General features: G+C 63.5%; 21 protein-coding genes. 5 read left to right on the plus strand and 16 right to left on the minus strand.

Annotated elements, in window-relative coordinates; all coding sequences use genetic code 11:
• Window positions 1-14: 14 nt before the first annotated feature.
• The gene (locus BN2476_RS16625; protein WP_087735271.1) at window positions 15-245 is read right to left on the minus strand and encodes a hypothetical protein; all 231 of its coding nucleotides are present in this window, start codon (window positions 243-245) and stop codon (window positions 15-17) included.
• Between the two features lie 120 nt (window positions 246-365).
• On the opposite strand from BN2476_RS16625, the gene BN2476_RS16630 reads away from it, so the two are divergent.
• Window positions 366-551 (plus strand): hypothetical protein, encoded by a 186-nt coding sequence (locus BN2476_RS16630; RefSeq protein ID WP_087735272.1) that lies wholly within the window; start codon window positions 366-368, stop codon window positions 549-551.
• A 254-nt stretch (window positions 552-805) separates the two neighbouring features.
• Here BN2476_RS16630 and BN2476_RS16635 read toward each other — a convergent pair whose 3' ends face one another.
• The 5 genes from BN2476_RS16635 to BN2476_RS16655 form a co-directional block, all read right to left on the minus strand.
• On the minus strand, window positions 806-2,104 hold the full coding sequence (locus BN2476_RS16635) for an MFS family transporter (RefSeq protein ID WP_087735273.1): 1,299 nt from the start codon (window positions 2,102-2,104) through the stop codon (window positions 806-808).
• A 359-nt stretch (window positions 2,105-2,463) separates the two neighbouring features.
• On the minus strand, window positions 2,464-4,200 hold the full coding sequence (locus BN2476_RS16640) for a SpoVR family protein (RefSeq protein ID WP_087735274.1): 1,737 nt from the start codon (window positions 4,198-4,200) through the stop codon (window positions 2,464-2,466).
• Window positions 4,197-5,468 carry a YeaH/YhbH family protein gene (locus BN2476_RS16645; protein ID WP_087735275.1) on the minus strand — a complete coding sequence of 424 codons (1,272 nt, stop codon included), beginning with the start codon at window positions 5,466-5,468 and terminating at the stop codon, window positions 4,197-4,199. Before BN2476_RS16645 ends, BN2476_RS16640 begins: the two co-directional genes overlap by 4 nt.
• A 141-nt stretch (window positions 5,469-5,609) precedes the next feature.
• Window positions 5,610-7,532: a PrkA family serine protein kinase gene (locus BN2476_RS16650; RefSeq protein ID WP_087735276.1), complete on the minus strand. Its 1,923-nt coding sequence runs from the start codon at window positions 7,530-7,532 to the stop codon at window positions 5,610-5,612.
• An 897-nt stretch (window positions 7,533-8,429) separates the two neighbouring features.
• Window positions 8,430-9,191, minus strand: a complete 762-nt coding sequence (locus BN2476_RS16655; RefSeq protein ID WP_087735512.1) for a 2-keto-4-pentenoate hydratase — start codon at window positions 9,189-9,191, stop codon at window positions 8,430-8,432.
• Window positions 9,192-9,330: 139 nt separating this feature from the next.
• On the opposite strand from BN2476_RS16655, the gene BN2476_RS45555 reads away from it, so the two are divergent.
• Entirely contained in the window at window positions 9,331-9,669 is a 339-nt protein-coding gene (locus BN2476_RS45555; RefSeq protein WP_143810981.1) for a hypothetical protein, read from the plus strand.
• Window positions 9,670-9,794: 125 nt separating this feature from the next.
• On the opposite strand, the gene rbsK is transcribed toward BN2476_RS45555, so the two are convergent.
• From rbsK to BN2476_RS16680, 5 genes are all read right to left on the minus strand, one after another.
• A complete protein-coding gene (rbsK, locus tag BN2476_RS16660; RefSeq protein ID WP_087735513.1) occupies window positions 9,795-10,724 on the minus strand; it encodes a ribokinase in 930 nt (309 codons plus the stop codon).
• Between the two features lie 63 nt (window positions 10,725-10,787).
• Window positions 10,788-11,819 carry a LacI family DNA-binding transcriptional regulator gene (locus tag BN2476_RS16665; RefSeq protein WP_087735277.1) on the minus strand — a complete coding sequence of 344 codons (1,032 nt, stop codon included), beginning with the start codon at window positions 11,817-11,819 and terminating at the stop codon, window positions 10,788-10,790.
• 120 nt (window positions 11,820-11,939) lie between these two features.
• Window positions 11,940-13,001 carry an ABC transporter permease gene (locus BN2476_RS16670; RefSeq protein ID WP_087735278.1) on the minus strand — a complete coding sequence of 354 codons (1,062 nt, stop codon included), beginning with the start codon at window positions 12,999-13,001 and terminating at the stop codon, window positions 11,940-11,942.
• The gene (locus BN2476_RS16675) at window positions 12,998-14,593 is read right to left on the minus strand and encodes a sugar ABC transporter ATP-binding protein (protein ID WP_087735279.1); all 1,596 of its coding nucleotides are present in this window, start codon (window positions 14,591-14,593) and stop codon (window positions 12,998-13,000) included. Before BN2476_RS16675 ends, BN2476_RS16670 begins: the two co-directional genes overlap by 4 nt.
• A gap of 308 nt (window positions 14,594-14,901) precedes the next feature.
• Window positions 14,902-15,855 (minus strand): sugar ABC transporter substrate-binding protein, encoded by a 954-nt coding sequence (locus BN2476_RS16680; protein WP_087735280.1) that lies wholly within the window; start codon window positions 15,853-15,855, stop codon window positions 14,902-14,904.
• A 576-nt stretch (window positions 15,856-16,431) separates the two neighbouring features.
• Between BN2476_RS16680 and BN2476_RS16685 the strand changes: the two genes are divergently transcribed.
• Window positions 16,432-17,070: a LysE family translocator gene (locus BN2476_RS16685; RefSeq protein ID WP_087735514.1), complete on the plus strand. Its 639-nt coding sequence runs from the start codon at window positions 16,432-16,434 to the stop codon at window positions 17,068-17,070.
• Between the two features lie 25 nt (window positions 17,071-17,095).
• Here BN2476_RS16685 and corA read toward each other — a convergent pair whose 3' ends face one another.
• The 4 genes from corA to BN2476_RS16705 all read right to left on the minus strand — a co-directional run bounded on the left by corA (window position 17,096) and on the right by BN2476_RS16705 (window position 19,615).
• The gene (gene corA / locus BN2476_RS16690; protein WP_087735281.1) at window positions 17,096-18,073 is read right to left on the minus strand and encodes a magnesium/cobalt transporter CorA; all 978 of its coding nucleotides are present in this window, start codon (window positions 18,071-18,073) and stop codon (window positions 17,096-17,098) included.
• Window positions 18,074-18,269: 196 nt separating this feature from the next.
• A complete protein-coding gene (locus BN2476_RS16695) occupies window positions 18,270-18,737 on the minus strand; it encodes a hypothetical protein (RefSeq protein ID WP_087735282.1) in 468 nt (155 codons plus the stop codon).
• A gap of 217 nt (window positions 18,738-18,954) precedes the next feature.
• Window positions 18,955-19,383: a type II toxin-antitoxin system VapC family toxin gene (locus BN2476_RS16700; protein ID WP_087735283.1), complete on the minus strand. Its 429-nt coding sequence runs from the start codon at window positions 19,381-19,383 to the stop codon at window positions 18,955-18,957.
• Window positions 19,370-19,615, minus strand: coding sequence for a FitA-like ribbon-helix-helix domain-containing protein (locus BN2476_RS16705; protein ID WP_087735284.1), 246 nt, complete (start codon window positions 19,613-19,615; stop codon window positions 19,370-19,372). The genes BN2476_RS16700 and BN2476_RS16705 overlap by 14 nt, the downstream gene beginning before the upstream one ends.
• A gap of 172 nt (window positions 19,616-19,787) precedes the next feature.
• Between BN2476_RS16705 and cydX the strand changes: the two genes are divergently transcribed.
• Together cydX and BN2476_RS16715 are read left to right on the plus strand one after the other, a co-directional pair.
• Complete coding sequence (cydX, locus tag BN2476_RS16710; RefSeq protein ID WP_087735285.1) at window positions 19,788-19,934, plus strand: cytochrome bd-I oxidase subunit CydX; 147 nt, start codon at window positions 19,788-19,790, stop codon at window positions 19,932-19,934.
• Window positions 19,931-20,551, plus strand: coding sequence for a P-loop nucleotide/nucleoside kinase family protein (locus BN2476_RS16715; RefSeq protein WP_087735286.1), 621 nt, complete (start codon window positions 19,931-19,933; stop codon window positions 20,549-20,551). The genes cydX and BN2476_RS16715 overlap by 4 nt, the downstream gene beginning before the upstream one ends.
• Before the next feature lie 196 nt (window positions 20,552-20,747).
• Here the strand turns inward: BN2476_RS16715 and BN2476_RS16720 are convergent, their stop codons facing one another.
• On the minus strand, window positions 20,748-21,845 hold the full coding sequence (locus tag BN2476_RS16720; RefSeq protein WP_087735287.1) for a saccharopine dehydrogenase family protein: 1,098 nt from the start codon (window positions 21,843-21,845) through the stop codon (window positions 20,748-20,750).
• Window positions 21,846-21,882 lie beyond the last annotated feature (37 nt).

Genomic DNA, 21,882 nt, shown 5'->3' on the forward strand with positions numbered 1-21,882 from the left:
GCGCTAATCGCGCACTATTGCGTTCGATACCAGACGCGAATCCCCGAATACCAGTGGCTCACGCTCGTATCGTCGCCGGAGCCGAAAGTCGACAGGCTTTCGACGTTGATCACATCGATGTTGTGCTCGGCAATCCATGCATTCGCGCGATCGACGAGCGCGGCTGCGTTTTCGTACACGTGCCCTCGAATCACGTGGCGTTGCATGACTTGCCGTTCGAAATCCTGGAACGCGATCTTGCTCATGTGTCGTCTCCGCTGGTCAGGCTGTTCTTGATGTGGCGCCCTCGCGAAAGAGTCTAGCAATGGCGGGACGGGAGCGGCAATTGCTCGCTTAAAGGCGGCTATTGGCAAAGGGAGCGTCTCATGAGCAGCGAAAAGCAACGCACGGGCACCACGAGTCCGGGCAGCGACGTCCAACATCCGAAGCACCCTGTCCACAGCGATAACGAAAAGAGCAAGATGCCTGAGCGCGACGACGCCGGCCGCAAGCAGTCGCCAGCCGATCGTCCGGGCAAAAAGCCGGGCGAAGGCGAGCCCTCCGTCGGCTGAAGCAAAAGCGCGCGGCGAAAAATCATTCGCCGCAAAAAATACGGCGGCCGCATGGGTACGGTCGCGATGCCAGGCTCTACTACCATCTGTCGCTGATCGCGCGCGTTCATCACGATGAAGTGGCGCAGTCTGCCGCCTGCTGCGCCGAAGTTTCCGTAAAAGCGCAGCCACGAAGAACGACGCGGCCATAAGAAAACGGCTCTGTTCATCGAACAGAGCCGTTTGTTGCGTCACAACGGGTCAGGCCGGGCGCATCACGGTTCGTTGCGCAGGTATCCTACCTTCGACGGATCGCGCATGCGGAACGACACGAGACCCGCAATCGCGCACATCGCCGTGACGTACCAGTAGAACGACGATTCGCTGCCCGCCTGCTTGAGCCACAGCGCGACGTATTCCGCCGAGCCGCCGAAGATCGCGTTCGCGACCGCGTACGACAGGCCGACGCCGAGCGCGCGCACTTCCGGCGGGAACATCTCGGCCTTGATCAGGCCGCTGATCGACGTATAGAAGCTGACGATGGCGAGCGCGGTCACGACGAGCGCGAATGCCGCGACGGGGCTCGTCACATCCTTCAGCGCATGCAGCAGCGGCACCGTGCCGATCGTCGCGAAGAAGCCGAACAGCAGCATCGAGTTGCGGCGGCCAATGCGATCCGACAATGCGCCGAACAGCGGCTGCATCACCATGTACACGAAGAGAGCAGCCGTCATCACGTTGCTCGCAGTCTTCGCATGCATGCCCGCGGTGTTGACCAGGTACTTCTGCATGTACGTCGTGAACGTGTAGAAGATCAGCGAGCCGCCTGCCGTGAAGCCGAGCACGGTGAAGAACGCGCCCTTGTGCTGCCACATCCCGCGCAGCGTGCCCGCTTCCTTGCGCTGACGCATTTCGGCCGTCGTCGTTTCGTCGAGCGAGCGGCGCAGATACAGCGCGACCAGCGCCGACAATGCGCCGACCACGAACGGAATCCGCCAGCCCCATGCCTTCAGTTCTTCCGTCGTCAGCACCTGTTGCAGGATCACGAGCACGAGCAACGCGAACAGCTGGCCGCCGATCAGCGTCACGTACTGGAACGACGCGAAAAAGCCGCGGCGTCCCTGGAGCGCGACTTCACTCATATACGTTGCACTCGTGCCGTACTCGCCGCCCACGGACAGGCCCTGGAACAGACGCGCAACCAGCAGCAGCAAGGGCGCGAGCGCGCCGATCTGCGCATAGGTGGGCACGACGGCGATCACGAGCGAGCCGCCGCACATCATGAACACCGACACCATCATCGCGAAGCGCCGGCCGCGCTTGTCGGCGAGACGCCCGAAGAACCAGCCGCCGATCGGGCGCATCAGGAAGCCCGCCGCGAACACGCCCGCCGTGTTCAGCAGTTGCGCCGTCGTGTCGCCCTTCGGAAAGAACGCCGGCGCAAAGTACAGCGCGCAAAACGAGTAGACGTAGAAATCGAACCACTCGACGAGGTTGCCCGATGAGGCGCCGACGATTGCGAAGATGCGTCGCCGGGTGTCGCTGGGAGTGAATACGGTCGTGGTGTCGGTCATGCTGGTGTCGGTCCCTTCTAATAGGTTTTAGCGGTCGTGACGCCGCCTTGTATTGCGCTGAAGCCGGTTTGCGGCGGGGTTTCGGTCCCGTTGCAATCGGGTTTCAGCACGCGCGCGAGATTGTAGAGAAACGTAAGCTTTGACGCGGTCGGTATCTTAACGGATATCCATGGATAACGGCGCGTGGACGCGCATCTGAAGCGTTTCGTGCCAGGCGCGGTCTGCGAACGCAAGCGCGCTGCGCGTGTTGCGCGCACAAAAAAGCCAGCCCGAAAGCTGGCTTTTCATCACGATCGTTGTGCGCGGGCCGGCAAACGCGCGTCAAAGGTTCGTCAGACGCCGATCAAACGCCCAATCAATCAAACGCGAATGGCGGGCGCCGTATAGCGGCACTCGTAGCGCTTTCTGACGGTCCCGTTTTCATCGACGCTTTCCAGGAACACATCGAACTGCCACAAGCGCGCCATATGCTTGAGCACTTCGTCGCTGTCGCTCGACAGATGCCGGTTGTCGCTCATGAAGTGCCGCAGCGTAAGGCTGCGGTCGCCGCGCGTATTCACGGAATACACCTGGATGTTCGGCTCGCGATGATGCATGTCGTACTGCCGCGACAGCGCCTGGCGCACATATTGATAGCCGCTGTCGTCGTGAATCGCGGAGACTTCGAGCGCATCGCGCATATCGTCGTCGAGCACCGAGAAGAGCCGCATCTCGCGGATCAGATGCGGCGACAGGTACTGCGCCACAAAACTCTCGTCCTTGAAGTTGCGCATCGCGTAGTGCATCGCCTGCAGCCACGGACTGCCCGCGAGTTCGGGGAACCACTTGCGGTCCTCTTCCGTCGGGTTTTCGCAGATGCGGCGAATGTCGCTCATCATCGAAAAGCCGAGCGCGTACGGATTGATGCCGCTGTAGTACGGCTTCGTGACGGGCGGCTGATAGACGACGTTGCTGTGCGAATGGAGGAACTCCATCATGAAGCCGTCTTCGAGCTTGCCTTCGTTGTACAGCGTATTGAGCAGCGTGTAATGCCAGAACGTGGCCCAGCCTTCGTTCATCACCTGCGTCTGACGCTGCGGATAGAAGTACTGCCCGATCTTGCGCACGATGCGAATGACTTCGCGCTCCCATGGCTCCAGCAGAGGCGCGTTCTTTTCCGCGAAATACAGCAGGTTTTCCTGCGGCTCCGGCGGATAGCGCTCTTCCACTTCTTCGGGCATCGGTGTGTGACGCGTCGGCAGCGTGCGCCACAACTCGTTGACCTGCGATTGCAGATACGCTTCGCGTTCGCGGCGCGCCGCGAGTTCCCTCTGCAGCGACAGTTTCTGCGGACGCTTGTAGCGGTCCACGCCATAGTTCATCAGCGCATGGCACGAGTCGAGCAGTTCCTCGACGCGGTCGAGCCCATAACGCTCCTCGCACTCCGCGATGTAGTTCTTCGCGTACACGAGGTAGTCGATGATCGCGTGCGCATCCGTCCACAAGCGGAACAGATAATTGCCCTTGAAGAAAGAGTTGTGGCCATAGGCCGCGTGCGCGATGACGAGAGCCTGCATCGTCATCGTGTTCTCTTCCATCAGATACGCGATGCACGGATTCGAGTTGATGACGATCTCATACGCGAGTCCCATTTGCCCGCGTCGATAGCTCTTTTCGGTAGCGAGGAAATGCTTGCCGAATGACCAGTGCCGGTAGTTGACCGGCATGCCGACGGACGCGTATGCATCCATCATCTGTTCGGCGCTGATCAGTTCGAGCTGGATCGGATAGACGTCGAGTTCATATTGCTCCGCAACATGCGCGATATGAGTGTCGTACTCTTCGATCAGTTCGAAGGTCCAGTCGGACGGACACGGCAACGGCCTTCTGTCGGCAACGTTCATACGGACTTCCCTTTGCCCTTCGGTGGGCGCCCCGGTGGGTCCTCGTGCTGCAGCTGCGTCAGGCGCTACGCCTGCCCCGGCATCGGGCGCACGCGTATCCTTCACGTGCGCCGTGTTCGCCTCGGCATGCCCGGCCTCGCTTCGCTTCGGCACGCCTTTACGACGCTCGGGCTGATACCCGCGCGCCTCGTTGTGCAGGTGGCGAGTCGTCATGCCGCTTCCACCTGCTTTTCAAACAGCTCACGGAACACTGGATAGATATCCGCAGCCGTCTCGACTTTCTTCATGGCCAGATGCGGCACCATTTGCGCTAGCTGTGCATATTCGAGCCACAGGTTCTGCTCTTCAGGCGTCACCTGAATGTACGCAAAATACCGCACCTTATCGAGAATGTCATCCGAGAGGATCTTGCGACATTTCGGCGAGTCGTCGGTCCAGTTGTCGCCATCCGAAGCCTGCGCGCCATAAATGTTCCATTCAGTCGGCGAGTAGCGTTCGTCGAGAATCTTCTGCATCAGTTCCAGCGCGCTCGATACGACCGTGCCGCCGCTTTCCGTCGAATGGAAGAACGTGTCCTCGTCGACTTCTTCGGCGCGCGTGTGGTGTCGGATGAACACCACTTCGATCTTCTCGTAGTTCCGCTTGAGGAACAGATATAGCAGGATGAAGAAGCGCTTTGCGAGATCCTTGCGCTGCTCGTCCATCGAACCCGACACATCCATCAGACAAAACATCACGGCCTGACTCGACGGCTGCGGCTGCTTCACGCGGTTCACGTAACGCAGATCGAACGGGTCGATAAACGGAATGCGCCAGATGCGGCCGCGCAAATGGTGGATGTCTTCTTCGAGCAGCTTGATCTCTTCGCGACGATCGGCGGGGTCCGCCTTCATCTCTTCGAGCTGCTTCTCGAGATCGTGCAATTCGTTGACGAGCGGCGCGCCGAGCGCGATGCGCCGGCCTAGCGCGCTGCGCAACGAACGCACGACGTCGATGTTGTTCGGCGTGCCCTCCGCCGCCCAGCCCGCGCGGATGCTCTTCCACGTCGGCACGGCGAGCAGATGCGTTTTGACGAGACGCGGCAATTCGAGGTCGTCGAAGAAGTACTGCATGAATTCTTCGCGGCTCAGTTCGAAGACGAAATCGTCCTGCCCCTCGCCTTCGTTGCTTGCGCTGCCGCCTCCACCACCACCGCCGCCGCCTTGCGGGCGGGGTATCTTGTCGCCGCGTATGTAGTCGGCGTTACCCGGGTGCACCATTTCGCGCCTGCCGCCCGGACCGTGCCGGAACGACGGCTCGGCGATGTCCTTGCGCGGAATCGTGATGCTCTGGGTATTCTGAATGTCCTTGATACTCCGGTCGCGCACCGCTTCGGACACTGCGCGACGAATATATCCCTTCACGCGACGCAGAAAGCGCTCGCGGTTTGCAATGCTCTTGTTCTTGCCTGCCAGCCTGCGGTCGATGATTTGATGAAGCACATCCGGTCTCCCGCTCCGATTTGGAATACGCGGGGCGCAAGTTGCGCATGCAATCTTATGCCCATGCGACTTGCGCCTCGCAGGAGGCCCGCGCCAACCGGGTGAAGCGAACCCGTTTGCGCGGGCTTTGCGCTACGCGCTTCATGACGACTTGCGCACACGCAGATACCAGTCGCACAAGAGCCGCACCTGCTTCGGCGTATAGCCCTTGGTGACCATCCGGTTGACGAAGTCCTCGTGCTTGCGCTGTTCCTCCGCCGACCCTTTCGCGTTGAACGAGATGACGGGGAGAAGTTCTTCCGTATTCGAGAACATTTTCTTTTCGATCACGACGCGCAGCTTTTCATAGCTGATCCACGCGGGGTTCTTGCCCCCGTTCGCGGCACGCGCGCGCAACACGAAATTCACGATCTCGTTGCGGAAGTCCTTCGGGTTGCTGATGCCGGCAGGCTTCTCGATCTTCTCCAGCTCGGCATTCAGCGCCGCGCGGTCGAAGCTCTCGCCCGTGTCGTGGTCGCGAAACTCCTGGTCCTGAATCCAGAAGTCGGCGTACGTCACATAGCGATCGAAAATGTTCTGCCCGTACTCGGAATACGACTCCAGATACGCGGTCTGAATCTCCTTGCCAATGAATTCCGCATAACGCGACGCGAGCACGTCCTTGATGAACGACAGGAACTTCTGTTCGGTTTCCGGCGGAAACTGCTCGCGCTCGATCTGCTGTTCGAGCACGTACATCAGATGCACCGGATTCGCCGCGACTTCCGTCGTATCGAAGTTGAACACGCGCGACATGATCTTGAACGCGAAGCGCGTGGACACACCCGTCATCCCTTCGTCGACGCCGGCAAAGTCGCGATACTCCTGATACGACTTAGCCTTCGGATCGGTGTCTTTCAGATTCTCGCCGTCGTACACCTGCATCTTCGAAAAGAGGCTCGAATTCTCCGGCTCCTGCAAGCGCGTGAGCACCGAGAACTGCGCCATCATCTTCAGCGTGCCGGGCGCGCACACGGCATTGGCCAGCGACGAATTGCGCAGCAGCTTCTCGTAGATCTTCATCTCTTCCGAGTAGCGTAGGCAGTACGGCACCTTCACGACGAAGATACGGTCGAGCAGTGCTTCGTTGTTGCGGTTGTTGCGGAACGCTTTCCACTCCGACTCGTTCGAGTGCGCGAGGATAATGCCGTCGAACGGAATCGCGCCGAAGCCTTCCGTGCCCTTGAAGTTGCCTTCCTGCGTTGCTGTGAGCAACGGGTGCAGCACCTTGATCGGCGCCTTGAACATTTCGACGAACTCGAGCAGGCCCTGGTTCGCGAGACACAGGCCGCCGGAGTAGCTATAGGCGTCCGCATCGTCTTGCGCATATTGCTCGAGCTTGCGGATATCGACCTTGCCGACGAGGGACGAAATATCCTGATTGTTTTCGTCGCCTGGCTCGGTCTTCGCGATCGCGATCTGCCGCAGCACCGACGGATAGCGCCGCACCACGCGGAACTTGCGGATGTCGCCGTTGTATTCGTGCAGGCGCTTGACCGCCCACGGACTCAGAATGCTCTTCAGGTAGCGGCGCGGTATGCCGTATTGCTCTTCGAGGATGGGACCGTCCTCGTCATAATCGAACAGGCCCAAAGGCGATTCGTTGACGGGCGAGCCCTTGATCGCGTAGAACGGCACGCGTTCCATCAGCTGCTTGAGCCGCTCGGCAATCGACGACTTGCCGCCGCCGACGGGACCCAGCAGATAGAGAATCTGCTTCTTTTCTTCGAGCCCCTGGGCGGCATGCCTGAAGTAGGCGACCACCTGCTCGATCACGTCTTCCATTCCGTAGAACTCACGGAATGCGGGGTATACCTTGATGACCTTGTTCGCGAAGATCCGCGAAAGACGCGGATCGTTGCGTGTGTCTATCTGCTCGGGTTCTCCTATTGCCGACAGCATGCGTTCGCCAGCGGTGGCGTACGCGGCGGGATTGTCTTTGCAGAGCGCGAGATACTCCTCGAGCGAGAATTCCTCCTCCCGTGTTTTCTCGAAGCGGGTCGCGAAACTGCTGTAGATATCCATGCTACCTCCTCGCCGAAGTCTGGGACGATGTCGTGCGCGGCGCGCTATCAGGAAACGACATCGCTCGAATTCATCCTAAACCCTTTTAAATTTTTTTTCACGAACTACGTTGTGAAAATCGCGCCATAGCTAGCGCTCAGCCCGACTCGCTTGATGACGCAAATTCGCTCACCTACAATCATTGCCCACACCTCGCGAGAATCTTCACCAGCGCTGCTGCATTGCATCCTGCGTTCCCTCCCCACGCTGTCTTCCACATGCATCTTTCACACGCGGCATCGCGTTGCGTCCTGCACTTTTCCGCACCTTTGCAAACACTCGTGTAGCACGCTGTCTGCCTGACCACACTACTGCGACACCTTACTTCGTCTCGCGCGTGCCCGCAGTGCATGCGACCCAGTGCATGTGCCCAGCGCCATCGACTTCGATAACCGCTGCGCAGGGCCACGTTGCCGCCCTTTCTGCCATAACGCACGCATGGATGCTCGCGACGACAGTTCAGCCGCTGTGTTACATGTTTTGCATGTGCGCAAGCGCGCATTCCTGCCGTTCGTCATCGCGTGCGCCAAATCGTTCAACGCAAGCGGCCTCGATGTACAAGCGCGCGTGGATCGGCGCGACACGTGTCGTTTGTCCTTTGACGCCATGTCCATAGGACGGCGTGCGCGATGCGCATCTGAATAGGTAGATGTAGCCAGGTGTTTGCCCGGTTCGCTCTTGAGCGACGCGTTTGGACGGTACGCTGTCGCAAATCGCAGAGAGAAAGGCAGCGGGGACGAATGAACGCGTGCGGATGCGACGGCAACGCAGGCCGCCGCATCCGCACGCAGTGTGACGACGCCGAAGCGAGCTCGACGCCTCGCGGGACGCCTGGTCGGCTTGATTGGGCTTAGTGGTTTACGTCAGTTCGACTTCGACTTCGCCGAGTCCGTCGATATGACCATACACGCGCCCCGGTCCGTCGACGCGATGCGCGCCGATATACGAGCCTGTCGTGATGGTCCATTCGGGCTCGATCGTGATACCCATGGCGGCGCAGTGGTTGACGAACCACACGAGCAGTTCGCGCGGGTCGCCGGCGGGATTGCCCGTCGATTCGGGCACGAGCGACTGGCCATCGAACGTCAGCTCGAGTTCGGGCGACACGAAGTCGAACGAGCGCGCGAGCGACGCGTACGGCTGCGCATGCCCCGTCACCAGTGCGCCATTGTTCTGCGCATCGGCGAGCTGCGCGAGGAGCGCGATGTTCGGCCATTCGGCGAAGCGGCTGTCGACGATTTCGATCGCGGGCAGCACCGAGCCGACGCGCGCCAGCACTTCATCGCGCGCATAGGTCTCGCCGTGCGGCTCGATGGGGTCGGCGAAGCGGAACGCGATTTCCAGTTCGAGCAGCACGCGGAAAAACGAACCATGTTCGAGTCGCGCGGGCGAGACCACCGTCAGCGCAGCCGGAATCGGGGCGCCCGAGGCCGGACCGCCCGGAGCTTTGGCACCGATTTTCCAGGCGCCCGTCGAGCCGCCCAGCCCCGCGATGACCGCCTGCTGGATCGAATAGGCCGTCGCGGCGTCGGGCGGGAGGGCGTCGAGCGGGAGCGTGTCGATTGCGCGGTGCTGGCGGCGCGCATCGACGAGGCGTTGCGCGAGGTCGTGATCCGTCATGTCGTTTCCCTTTTGGCTTCCTGGACTGTCCTGGTCCGACGTGGGCCGATGCAACGGCAAAGCGATTGCAGCAAGCGATGGCGTCGCGCGGCGAACACGCGCGTGAAGCCGTCCCTGCATACGGCTCGCACGTGCTGTGATGCGGCATGCGTACAACGGCACATTCGCCGCCGCGTTCGTCAATGTACCGGAACATTGGCGCGCTGAGTCGGCTCAGGCGGTCAGAAAGGAGAGCATGGCAACTGGGGCATTATTTGAGCCGGCGCTACGGCCGTGCGCGCATACGGTTTTGCTCGAACAGGCGGCGGACTTATTGGCGCATTCGTTACTGTCGCTCGCGCAACACAACAGAGGCTGTGCTTCAAACCGGCATCTTCAAGCCCGCTTTTGGTGCGTCGGCACGTATCTGGAGCAGGCTGCAATGCGCCTTGCCAATGTCTTTTTAATGCGAGGAAGCACTGAAGCGCCCGTCGTCTGACGAACCCCGCGCCCGCCGTCCACCTGTAATTGTTACAAGCGCCGGGGAAGAACGGCAGTGGCGGCAGGCCCTCGCCACGTGGCCCGCCAGAGAACAAGAGGCGTTCGGGAAGGAAAGAAAACGCTTCACGCCCCGCCGATTTCCGCGCGGGTCGGAATCGACGGCTGCGCGCCGGCGCGCGTGACGGAAATCGACGCGGCGCGCTGCGCGAAGCGGATCGCGTCCGCCACGCTCGCCCCTTGCGCCAGTTGCGCGGCAAAGCCGCCGATGAAGGTATCGCCGGCCGCGGTCGTATCGACGGCCCGCACGCGCGGCGCGTCGAAATGCCGGGGCGGCTCGCCGCCCGTCGCGGCCACCACGCCCTGTGCGCCGATCGTCACGATCACGTTGCGCGCGCCCGCGTTGCGCAACGCATCGGCGGCCAGCATCGCCTCTTCCGGCGACGAAACGGATAGCCCCGTCAGCGTCGCCGCTTCGAGCTCGTTTGGAATCAGGTAGTCGACGAGCGGCAGCCAGTCGGCGGGCAACGGCCCCACGGCGGGAGCCGGATTCAGGATGACGGTCTTGCCGAGCCGGCGCGCCGCCGTGAGCGCGGCGTGGACGGACGCGGGCGGCGTCTCCAGCTGGCAGATCACGACCTGCGCGCGCGCAAGCGCCGCTTCGTGGCGCGCGACGGTGTCGGGTGTCACTTCGCCGTTGCTGCCCGCAATGATGACGATCGCGTTCTGGCTGCCATCGTCGACGATGATGAGCGCGACACCCGTCGGTGCCGTCGCGCTCGTTTCGAGCGCGGCGCAGTCGATACCCTCCGCTTCGAGCCCCGTGCGCAGCTGCGCGCCGTTCGCGTCCGCGCCGACGCAGCCGAGCATCGCGACCTGCGCACCGAGACGCGCGGCCGCCACCGCCTGGTTGCCGCCCTTGCCGCCCGGGACCTGCGCGAACGCGTGGCCGGCGAGCGTCTCGCCCGGCTGCGGCATGCGCGGCGCGCGCGCGACGAGATCCATGTTCAGACTGCCGACCACGGTCACGTGCCCGCGCGCGTCATTCGTTGCCACGACTGCCTCCATCGTCTTGCCTGCCGGCGCACATCGCCCGCGCCGTCCTCTTGTCCAGCAGCCTCACGCCGCCTTGATATTGCGCCGCGCCCCCGCAAACGCAGCCGTCGACTCGCGCAGGATCAGGCGCGGCGCAATCACGCGGCGGCGGAAGGTCATATCCGCCGCCGAGCCATTGATCCGCTCGATCAGCGTCTGTGCCGCCATTTCGCCGAGCGCGCGCACCGACTGGCCGACCGTCGACAGCGCCGGATAGGTGAAGCGCCCCAGCTCGATGTCGTCGAAACCGATGATCGAGCAGTCTTGCGGCACGCGCAGGCCGCGTTCGGCCGCCGCGCGCAGCGCGCCGATGCCCATCATGTCGTTGCCCGCGAAGATCGCCGTCGGCTGGACGGTGTCGAACAGCTGGCCTGCCGCGCGGTATCCGCCGCTGCCCGAGAAATCGCTTTCGACGATGCCGTTCGGAGCGATCTCGATGCCGCGCTCGGCCATCGCACGAATGAAGCCGTGCACGCGCATCGCGCTGACGGCCGTCTCGATCGGGCCCGTGATGCAGCCGATCTTCGAATGCCCTAGTTGCAGCAGATGCCGCGTGGCGAGATAGGCGCCCTTCTCGTGGTCGATCTGCACGAGATCGGCGGACACCCCTTCGATGTTCCGGTCGACGATCACGAGCGGCTCGCGGGAATCGGCGAGCGTCTGCGCCAGCGTCGCATCGTCGCCCGCCGACGCGACGATCAGCCCGTCGATGCGCTTTTCCTGCAGCACGCGCAGATAGTTGCGCTGCTTCGCCGGATCGTCGTCCGAGTTGCAGAAGAACACGCAGTAGCCATTGCGCGCGCAACCGTCCTCGATGCCGCGCGCCAGCTCCGCGAAGTACGGATTGGTGCTGTTGGGCACCACGAGCCCGATCGTCGCCGTCGAGCGCGCCTTCAGCGACCGCGCGACCGCGGACGGTACATAGTTGAGCTGGCGGATCGCCAGTTCGACCTTCGAGCGCACATCCGCGGACACCGGCCGCGTATTGTTCACGACATGCGACACCGTAGTGAATGACACGCCGGCGATGGCCGCCACATCCTTGATCGTCGCCATATGCTAAAACCCCCTGCCTGTTCTTACTGCTGGCCAATGCAGCTCATGCTGCATCCGCGGTGCTCTCGTTAAGTTATTCCCAGGCGACTGCCGTCCCGCGCCACGGCGGCCGCCCCGCTTTCAATTGCGCTTGCGCCGGCTGCGGTACGTATCCAGCACGACCGCGATCACGATCACAGCCCCCGTAATGATGCGCTTGGTCGGTTCGTTCGCGCCGATCTGCGCGAGGCCCGCCGCGAGCACCGATATGATCAACACGCCAAAGAACGTGCTGATGACGGACCCGCGCCCGCCCATCAGACTCGTTCCACCGATCACGACGGCCGCGATCACCTGCAGCTCCAGCCCCACGCCCGCGTTCGGGTCGGCCGCTTCCAGACGCGAGATCTGGAACAGCGCCGCCAGCCCCGACAGCGCGCCCATCAGCGCGAACACGATCACCTTGTATGGCTTCGGGTTCACGCCCGCTAGCCGCACGGCTTCCTCGTTCGTGCCGATGCCGACCAGATAGCGGCCGAACACCGTGCGCGTGAGCACCAGCTGCGCGACGATCATCACGGCCACCGCGATCAGGAACGCCGGCGAGATGCCGACGGCGATCGGGTTCGACAGGAAATCGAACGCGTCGCCGATATACGCGGTGCGCGAGTTCGTCATCTGATACGCGAGGCCGCGCGCCGCTTCGAGCACCCCGAGCGACACGATGAACGACGGAATCCGCCAGCCCACCGTCACGGCGCCCGTGATCGTGCCCGTCAGTGCCGCCGCGGCGAGGCCGAGCGCCGCCGCCACGATCGGCCCGAGCTGCCACTTCAGCGACGCGACGCTCACGATCGATGCACCGAGCGCCAGCACCGAGCCGACGGACAGGTCGATGCCCGCGATGATCAGCACGAACGTCATCCCGACCGACATCACGACGAGATCGGGGATCTGGTTCGCGATCGTCACGAACGTCTCGAACGTCAAAAAGTGCGAGCTCAGCACCGAGAACAGCGCGATCATCGCGACCAGCGCGCCGACGAGCCCGAGGTAGTTCGAAAAGCCCAGGCGCGTGCCCGCCGGCTTGCCGCTCGCGAGCGGGGCCGACGGATCGGCTGCCTGAGCGGCCGTCGCCGTCACGCCGGCGGGCGCGGCCGCCGGCTCCTTGCCCGCGCCTCCCGTGACCCGTTGATCCGTCATGACTGAGTCTCTCCTTCGTGCGCCTCATGCGGGTGCAGCAGGGCTTCGCGATTGCGATAGCCGGCGAATGCCGCGGCGAGCAGCGCGTCCTGCGTCCACTCGTCCCGCCTGAAGACACCCGTCATGCGCCCCGCCGACATCACGCCGATCCGGTCGCAGATCAGCATCAGCTCGCGCAGGTCGCTCGACACGACCACCAGCGCACGGCCTTCGCGGGCCAGCGCGCCCATCAATCCATAAATATCGAACTTCGCGCCGACATCGATGCCGCGCGTCGGTTCGTCGAATAGCAGCACCTTGCAATCGCGCGCGAGCCACCGGCCGATCACGACCTTCTGCTGATTGCCACCCGACAGCTCGCCGACCGGCTGCGCCGGCCCCGACGTGCGGATGCGCATCGCGTCGATCTGCCGCTTCGCGAGCGCGTTCTCGCGCCTCGCGTCGACGATGCCATGCTTCGCGACGCTGCGCAGATTGCCGAGCGACACGTTCGCCGCAATCGGCTGCGGCAGCAGCAGACCTTCGCCCTTGCGGTCTTCCGTGATCAGCGCGATGCCGTGCCTCACGGCGTCCGATGGCGTGCCGATCGGCACGGGCGTTGGCGCCGCGCCCGGCGTCGCGGCCAGCGACACCGTGCCGGCATCCTTCTGGTCCGCGCCGTAGATGAGCCGCATCAGTTCCGTGCGGCCCGCGCCGATCAGACCGCTCACGCCGAAAATCTCGCCTGCCTTCACCTCGAACGACACGTCGCGCACGACGGGCGCGCGGGTCATCCCGTCGACCTTCAACAGCGTCGCGCCGATGTTGCGCGCGCCCAGATCGATGCGCTCGCCGAGCTCCCGGCCGACCATCAGCGTGACGATCTGGTCGCTCGTCAGGTTCGCCATCGCGTCGACGCGCACCAGCCTGCCGTCGCGCAGCACGGCCACACGCTCGGCGACACGCGCCAGCTCTTCGAGCCGGTGCGAGATGTAGACCAGCGCGACGCCGCGCGCCTTCAGCCGGTCGATCTGCTCGAACAGCAGGTCGACTTCGCGCGCCGTCAGCATCGCCGTCGGCTCGTCGAGGATCAGCACGCGGCAGTCGCCGATCAGATTGCGCGCGATCTCGACCATCTGCTGATGGCCAATGCCCAGTTCGCCGACGAGCGTATCGGGGTCGATCGCCTCGAGGCCGACCTGGGCCATCGCCTCGCGCGCGTCCTCGCGCAGCTTGCGACGGTCGATCCAGCCGAAGCCCAGCTTGCCCGCGCGCGGCAGTCGGTTCAGGAACAGGTTCTCGGCAACCGACAGCGTCGGCAGCAGATTCAGCTCCTGCATCACCATGCGGATGCCGAGCGCTTCCGCTTCCGTCCGGCTCGCGGGGGCGTACGGCTCGCCCGCGAGCTGCATCGAGCCCGTCGTCGGATCGACGAGCCCGCCGATGATCTTCGACAGCGTGCTCTTGCCCGCGCCGTTCTCGCCCGTCAGCGCGAGCGCCTCCCCGGCGTGCAACGCCAGCGACACGTCCGCCAGCACGGGCTCGGCATAGGTCTTCCCTATCCCCGTGACGGACAGTTCGGCAGGCAATGCGTCTTGGTCGGTTGATGCCATCGTGATCCAGATCTCGTAGCCGCCGCGCAGCGCTGCAGCGGACTGCGCCTCGTGCGCCCGTCCGTCGTGCAGCGCCGCCGCACGGCTGCACCCGTCATGCGGACAGCGGGCCCGAAGCCGTGCGCATCCCGAAGAAGCGGCTTTTCGGGCTGCACCCGTCCGTCTGCTCGCGCGGCCGGCTTGCCTTCATTACGCTTACCTCTGGCATAACGGCGGCGCGGCGGATTTCTTGAGCACTCGTTTACCTCGACGCGCGGACCGTGGCCGCCGTGCACGCTGCATGTTCGCGCGCGGCCCGCGCGGGCTCCTTACTTCGTGACCAGATCGACTGGCGTTTCGACGACGCCCGACAGGTCCGCCTGCTTCTTGTGCCCGGCGATCGCCTTCAACGCCACGTCGATGCCGAACACGGCCTGCTTCGCCGCGTACTGGTCGGCCGTGGCGAGCACGCGGCCATCCTTCAGCATCGGCTTGATCGCGTTGATGTTGTCGTAGCCGACCACGTAGACCTTGCCCTGCTTGCCCGCCGCGCGCACGGCCGACACCGCGCCGATCGCCATGTTGTCGTTGCCGCACAGCAGCGCCTTGATGTTCGGATAGGCGTTGAGCATCGACGATGCGATCGCGTTGCCCTTGTCGATTTCCCATTCGCCCGACTGCACCGTGTCGACCTTCGCGCCGACCTTCTGCATCGCCGCCTTGAAGCCGGCCGTGCGCTGCTGCGCGTTGGTCGTCGTCGACACGCCTTCGACGATGCCCACCTCGTCGCCCGACTTCAGCTTCTTCGCCAGATAGTCGCCGACCTTTTCGGCGCCCTTCGCGTTGTCCGGACCGACGAACGGAATGTTCAGGTCCTTCGATTTGAGCACGTCGGTGTCGAGCCGGTTGTCGATGTTCACGACGATGATGCCGGCGTCCACCGCCTTCTTGACCACGGGCACCAGCGCCTTCGAATCCGCCGGCGCGAGCACGATCGCATCGACCTTCGAGACGATCATCTGCTCGACGATGCGAATCTGGTTCGCCGTATCCGTCTCGTCCTTGATGCCGTTCGTGATCAGGTCGAAGGTGCTGGCGTTGTGCTTCTGATAGTCCTTCGCGCCCGTTTCCATCGTGAGGAAGAACTCGTTGGCGAGCGACTTCATCACGAGCGCGACTTTCGGTTTTTTGGCGGCCTGAGCCCACGCCGACGAGAACGGCACGGCAGCGGCCGTGAATGCGACAGCGGCCATCAGGACACGGCGACGAATGCGGTGGTTCATGTGGTATCTCCAGTTGTTGGACTCGGGGCGAGTCCGTTTTTGTTTGTGCGCAAACGTTTGCGAGCGATATTCTCGACGGTGCCTGTTCGCGATGTCAACGATGGGCGGTGCTGCGCTGCACATCGCGCCCGCGACGCATGCCGTGCGCAAGGCCTGGCGCCTTTGGACGTAAGTGTTGCCGCGAAGCTTCGGCGGTGCTTCGAATGACGTCGTGGCACGGATCGCTCGCTTGGTTCTGCCCGTTGATCGGCCTGCGCGATGGGAGCCGCCTGTTGCCAGAACGCGTCCCACGCGCAGCGGCGCTCGTGATGCCCGGCGTTGCAACGCGCCGGTACTGCCTTGCTGTTTTCCATCCCCGCAAGCCGCAAGTTCCGCGGCAGGCAGGACGCCTATGCTGGCTCGTTCTCTCGCGCGCGGCAAGGGAAAAGAGGGAAAAAGCCTTGGCCGTCGTGATCGGCGCAACAGGTGCGATATGCGTATCATGGGCCGATGGTTCGTATGGCCTGTCTTTGGCTCGCGCGTTGCGATCGTCACGACGGCCATGCCGGCGTGCGAGCCGTCCAACATGGAGTCGTCATGCTCGGTATCAGCCAGTTCCCGCTCTTTCTCGCCGCCGTCACGGTGCTCAATCTCACGCCCGGACCGGACATCGCGTATGTTGCCGGTCAAAGCATCGCACAGGGACGGCGAGCGGGGCTGCTGTCGGCCGTCGGGGTTGCGTTCGGCGGCTGCATGCATACAGTTGCGTGCGCGCTCGGCATCACGGCGCTGCTGGCGGCCTCGCCGGGCGCGTTCAACGCAGTCAAATGGATCGGCGCCGCGTACCTGATGTATCTCGGCCTCAGAATGCTGTGGCCGACGGCTACGGCCGTGGCGAAGGGCGAAGCGCCGCCCGACGCGCCGCGGCTCTCGCGCGGCACGCTGCTCTTTCGCGGCTTCGTGACGAACGCGTCGAACCCGAAAGTGCTGCTCTTCTATATAGCGTTTTTCCCGCAGTTCGTCAGCGCCGACAGCACGCACAAGACGTTGGCCTTTCTCGTGCTGGGCGCGGTGTTCGTGACGCTCGGGCTCATCAACGATTGCGTGGTCGCGTGGCTCGCCGCGACGGCCGCGCGTGCCGTGCGCTCGCAACCGGCCGTACGGCGCTGGATCGACCGCGTGGTGGGCGCGGGGTTCATCGGCCTGGGCGTGCGGCTCGCGCTGACGAAGCGCTAAGGACTTCGACGACGCGGCCCGCGCGCTACAGCCAGTTCGCCTTCCTGAAGCCCCGGTACAGCGCGAGGTCGATCAGCAGCATCACCAGCAGGCAGATGGGATAGCCGAACTTGAAGTGCAGTTCGGGAATCTCCTGGAAGTTCATCCCGTAGATGCCGGCGATCATGGTCGGCACGGCGAACAGCGCGGCGAACGAGCCGAGGCGCTTGGTCACTTCGTTCTCGGCGAGCGAGATCATGCCGAGATTGACCTGAATGGCCGTGACGATCATTTCGCGGCGCCCCTCGATGGTCCGCACGATGCGGTCGAGGTGATCGTAGACATCGCGGAAGTACGCCTGCATGCCGACGCAGATCGACGGAATGCGTCCGCCCGTGAGCTTGCTAATGCCTTCGAGCAGCGGCGCGATGTGATGCTGGAGCATGACGAGGCGGCGCTTCAACGAGTACAGATCTTCGATGATCGCGCGCGACGCGGCGAGGTCGTGCTTGTCGAAGATGCGGTCTTCGATTTCCTCGATCTCGGTGCCGATGGCTTCGAGAATCGGAAAGTAGCGGTCGACGACGTTGTCGGCGAGCGCATACAGCACGAACGCCGCGCCCTCCTTCAGCAACTGCGGCTCGCGCTCGCAGCGCGCGCGGACTTCCTGGAAGCCGTGGCGCGTGCCGCGCCGCACCGACAGCACGTAATTCGCGCCGACGAACACATCGACCTCGCCGATTACGAACTCGCCGTCGTCGTCGGTCTCGATGGTGTGCATCACGGCGAACAGCGAATTGCCGTACTCCTCCATCTTCGGACGCTGATGACCGTGACGCACGTCCTCGACGGCCAGTTCGTGCAGCCCGAATTCGTGCTTCATCACTTCGAGCTCGTCGGGGCTCGGGTCTTTCAACGCGACCCAAACGAAGCACTCGGATTTGGCGACATAAACGCTGATGTCGTCGATCTCGATGTCGGCCAGCTTGCGGCCATCCTGATACGCGGCGCAGTTGATCAGCATGATTGAATACCTTGAAAACGATTCGGCTTCGCGGATTGAAAGCGGTTAGTCGCGATGGGCGGTTGTCCTGTTCGTGTGCCGCCCGTTCGCGACGCAAAGCCGGCATGAGCGCGGCGTGCGATACGAGTCCCCGATGTTACGTCGGCTCGAACCGGCGCGGTGTGTCGAATTGTGAATGATGCGTCGAGCCTGCCCGTCAATTGGCGACGCGCCGCAGCATGATGCGGTGATCGTCGTTGAACGAAACACTGGCGCGATTCGAATAGCGCGTGTCCGGCGTCACGATGAAGCCGATCTCCACGACAGGGTCGAACTGCGTCGACACCGCGATGCGGTGCGTGCCGGGCGTGAGCCAGAAGACGATGTGCTCGCCGTTCATGATGTCCGCGACGCGTTCGCCGTCGACATACACGAGGGCATCGCGAAAGCGGACGATAACGTTGTCGGTCCGCTCGCGCCGCAGGTCGACGGCCACCTTGCCCGTGCCTGGCTGCGTGACCTCCGGCTTGACGATGCGCTCGGCGGGCACGTCCTTGAACGGCACCTTGTCGGCGGGCGTGGATGCGCAACCGGCGACGAGCGCCACGGCAATCAACAGCGTGACCGACAGCGCCGCGCGTGCCGCTGCGGCGGCGCGCGTCGCCAGGCTTTGCTTGCGTCTCATCCTTCGTCTCCCTGTCGACCGGAGTTAGTGCTTCAGCACTTACCCCGGTCCCACGCAAGGCGGTCGACCGGAGTTGGCGCTTTAGCTGTCGGCTGGAGTTAGTGCTTCAGCACTTACCCCGGTCCCATCCTCTCCCGTTCCACACAGCGCGCTTGCTGTTGTTCGCATCGTTGTACGGACATCGTGCCCGTCTGCACCGGCTGTATTGCCGCCCCCGCTATTCTTCCGCCGGCTGGAACGGGTTCAGCACCCGCGCGCCCGTTCCGTCGAAGTCTGCCACGTTGCGCGTCACGACGGTCAGGTTGTAGATCAGAGCCGTCGCCGCGATCATCTTGTCGAGCGAGTGCTCGGGATGAGGCACGCGCAGATGGCCCCAAGTTTGCGCGACGTCGGTGCCGACATTCAGGATGTGGCTGCTGAACGAATCGATGATCGTATCGAGCCATCCTTCCAGCCGCAGCGCCTGAAACTTATCGCCGCGATGCCGGATCAGATCGACGCCGCGCCGCAACTCTCCGACGGTCACGACCGACAGATACAAGCGATGCCCCTCATCTCTCGCTGCTTCGAAAAATGCCTGAACGCCAGGATTGGCGCGGCTGCTCTTGCGCATTTCGCTGATTACATTGGTATCAATCAAATACACCCGGTCCCTCGCTTTCGTCAGTTGCGTCATGCAGGCGCTCGAAGTCGACGTCTTCGCCGACGTCCGGCATGCTCATCAGCAACTCGGCAAAGCTGAGCTTCTTAGGCTGAAAGAGCGCCTGCGCCAGGATTTCCCGATGTTCTGCTTCGACGCTGCGCCCGTGAGCCGCGGCCTGCTCACGCAGGCTCTGCACCAACGCATCGTCCAGACCTCGGACCAACAGATTTGCCATTTCGATTCCCCGGTACACGTGTGATAGCAATGATATCACCTACAATCGCGCAGTCAACCTGGCCGGATGGCATAGGGGTTGCGGCATGCCGCCTTCGCGTTCAAGATCGGTTCAGGGGGCGCCGCATCGACCGCGGCGCGGGCAAGCGGCGCAGCGCTTCAGGGAGGCTTCGATGTGGTATTTCAGCTGGATTCTGGGCATTGGCGTGGCGCTGGGCTTTGGGATCATCAACGCGATGTGGCTCGAGGCGAACGGCACGTTCACCCGCGACGACGCACCCGCTCCCACACCTTCCAGTACCGAGGACTCATCCACGTGACGCAACTGGTTTTTATCTGTGGCCACGCGGGCACCGGCAAGACGACGCTCGCCAAACGGCTGATCGGCCCATTGATGAAAGCGACGGGCCATGCCTTCTGTCTGCTGGACAAGGACACGCTCTACGGCGCCTATAGCGCGGCCGCGATCGGCGCGCTGACGGGCGATCCGAACGATCGCGACAGCCCGCTTTTTCTCCAGCATTTTCGCGATCCCGAATATCGCGGCCTGTTCGATACGGCCGCCGAGAATCTGCGGCTCGGCATCGGCGTGATTGCCGTCGGGCCGCTGTCGCGAGAAGTGCGCGAGCGCAAGCTCTTCGATCACGCGTGGCTCGGCGTGCCGAACGACGTGAAGATCAGCGTCGTGTGGGTCGCGACGTCGGAAGAGACGGCGCGCGAGCGCATTCTCGCGCGCGGCAATCCGAACGACGCGTACAAGCTCGCGCACTGGGACGAGTACCGGCAACGCCGCTTCGTGCCCACAGGCGGCCAGTGCGAAGGCCTGCTGATGTTCGACAACACCGCGCCCGTACCCGCCGATTACGACGCGCTGCTCGCGCAGATCGTGCAGGCGCCGCAACATGCCGGCGTGATGCTGCCGCCGATGCCCGTCTGACGCACGCTCCGTCGCGCGGCTTCAGCACAACCCTTTAGCACATGCCTTCTGCACGCGCCGGACAACAAAAACGGGCGTTCGACCTTTTTGGTCGAACGCCCGCTTCGCTATTGCCTCTCAGGCGACCCTCTGTGGAGCCTCATCCGTTCGCGATGCCCCTCGGTCCCGCTTCGTCTTTCGTGCGCCGGTCAGATGCTCAGACGGTCGCCACCGCGTCCAGCGCGCGGCCTTCGTACAGCTGCCCGAAACGGTTCGCGAGGAACTCGCGCAGCGACACCTGCTCCTGACGCACGAACCCGCTTTGCGGCAGCTTCTTTTCGCGAAACAGGTCGAGCACTGCGCACATCGCGCCCGCCGTGGTGATCTGGATCGCGCTCATCGGCACGCCGCAGACGGTCTTCGCGAAGATCTTGCGCGTGAACACTTCCTGCACCAGCTGGCCGTCGCGCACGCCCGTCACCGTGATGAAGACGAGCACGACATCCTGGGCCGTCGATGGCACCGAGCGGCGCATGATCGTCTTCAGCGTGTCGCGGTCGGTCGCAAGACGCAGGTCTTCGAGCAGGAACTGCATCAGGTCGCGATGGCCCGGATAGCGGACCGACTTGTAGTCGAGCGTCTCGACGCGGCCCGCCAGCGTCTCGCACAGCGTCCCCAGACCGCCCGACGTGTTGAACGCCTCGTACTCGGTGCCGTCGAGCGAAAAATGCTCGAGCCCTTCGAGCGGCTGCACCCACTGTTGGCGGCTGTCGCGGATCGCCTCGCACGGCTGGCAGTATTCGTTGATGAGGCCGTCGACGCTCCACGTCAGGTTGTATTTCAGCGCATTGGTCGGAAACTCGGGCAGCGCGCCGACGCGCATCTTCACGTCGCGGATTTCGCTGAAGCGGTTCGCCAGTTCGTGCGCGGCGATGCCGATGAAGCCCGGCGCGAGACCGCACTGGGGCATGAACGCGTGCTCGGCGCTGTCGGCGATCGCACGGATCGCGTGCGTCGCGCGCACGTCTTCCGTCAGGTCGAAATAGTGCACGCCCGCGCCCTTCGCCGCCGTCGCGACGCTCACCGCGAGGTAATACGGCAGCGCGTTGACGAGCGCGTCGAAGCCCTGGATGGCGGCGCGCAGCGCGGCGGCATCGGCGGAATCGACACGGCGGGTCGGGATGCCTTGCGCGGCCAGCTTGTCGAGCGCGTGCTGATCGCGGTCCATCGCGACCACTTCGTAGTCGCCTGTCTCACGCAACATGTGCGCGATGGTGTGACCGATCAGACCTGCGCCAACGATGGCAACTTTCATGCGCTTCTCCTTTGTTCTCTGTTCGATGGATGCTGTC

It is taken from the genome of Paraburkholderia piptadeniae (assembly GCF_900007165.1).
GTDB lineage: Bacteria > Pseudomonadota > Gammaproteobacteria > Burkholderiales > Burkholderiaceae > Paraburkholderia > Paraburkholderia piptadeniae.